The 1,074-nt window shown below is 64.7% G+C and carries 2 protein-coding genes; both read left to right on the top strand.

From position 1 onward, the window contains the following. A partial coding sequence (locus ABUE31_RS22650) for a DUF2092 domain-containing protein (protein ID WP_367726030.1) occupies positions 1–479 on the top strand: 479 nt, incomplete at its 5' end. A gap of 4 nt (positions 480–483) precedes the next feature. Then, positions 484–942, top strand: coding sequence for a hypothetical protein (locus ABUE31_RS22645; RefSeq protein ID WP_367726029.1), 459 nt, complete (start codon positions 484–486; stop codon positions 940–942). Positions 943–1,074 lie beyond the last annotated feature (132 nt).

The raw sequence follows: 1,074 nt of genomic DNA, 5'->3' as shown, positions 1-1,074 counted from the left end.
CGCGGACCTATGTCTATGACGGCAAGACGGTGACGCAATACGCGCCCGGCCTCGACCTCTATTCCGTGTTCGAGGCGCCCGCGACGATCGCCGACATGCTCGACGAAGCCGACGAGAAATACGGCGTCCAGTTGCCGCTCGCCGATCTCTTCTTCTGGGGAACCGACCGCAGCAACGTCAAGGAGATCACGTCGGCCTTCTTCGTCGGCGAGAGCCTGATCGCCGGCGACACGTGCGACCACTATGCCTACCGCGCGCCCGACGTCGATTTCCAGGTATGGATCCGCGCGAACGGCGATCCGCTGACATGCCGACTGGTGATCACGACCATGGATGACGAGGCGCGGCCCGAGTACCAGGCGACGCTGCAATGGGACCTGGAACCGGTGCTCGGCGAAGGCATGTTCTCCTTCGCGCCGTCGGCGGGGGTCACGCAGATCGAGCAGGAACCCGTCGAAGACGGCGAACAGGGAGGATGAGGCGATGAAAGGGGTTCTCGGCAAATCCTTCAGTTCGGTCATCAGCGCGCTCTTCGCCACCGCGATGATCGGTGCGTCGTTCGACGCGGCCGAGGCGCGCGGCCGCGGCGGCAATGTTCGCCTGCATTCCAACCACGGGCATCACTCGCGCCCAAGCCATCGTCCGAACCGTCCGAACCATCGGCCGGACAGGCCGCATCATCGTCCGGATCACAAGCCCGGGCACGGCAACAACCACCACCACCACGGGCACGACCGCTGGCACTACGACCACCACTACTACGGTCGCTGGGGCGCCGGCCTTGCGACCGGGCTCGCCATCGGAAGCATTGCCTACGGCTTGCCGCGCGGCTGCCGCGTCACCTATGTCCGCAACGTCAAGTACTGGGACTGCGGCGGCGTCTGGTATCGCGCCCGCTACCAGGGCTCGGACGTCGTCTACGTCGTGGTCGACCGGCCATAGGAGAGGTTTAGGGTCTTCAAAAGACCAGCCACAGCGCCGCTATCCAGAACGCGGCGCTGGCCGCGCAGACGAGAAGCAACCCGTAGGACCAGCGCTGCGGTCTTTTCGATATGCCATTGTCGATCAAAACAG

Origin of the sequence: Mesorhizobium marinum (genome assembly GCF_040813675.1) — a bacterium.
In the GTDB taxonomy this organism is placed as follows: domain Bacteria; phylum Pseudomonadota; class Alphaproteobacteria; order Rhizobiales; family Rhizobiaceae; genus Mesorhizobium_K; species Mesorhizobium_K marinum.
Note: the sequence above shows the minus strand (reverse complement) of the source record. Positions and strands in the feature narration are given on the sequence as shown.

Coding starts and splice junctions, on each gene's coding strand:
- ABUE31_RS22645 (WP_367726029.1), top strand. CDS start 484: ATGAAAGGGGTTCTCGGCAAATCCTTCAGTTCGGTCATCAGCGCGCTC.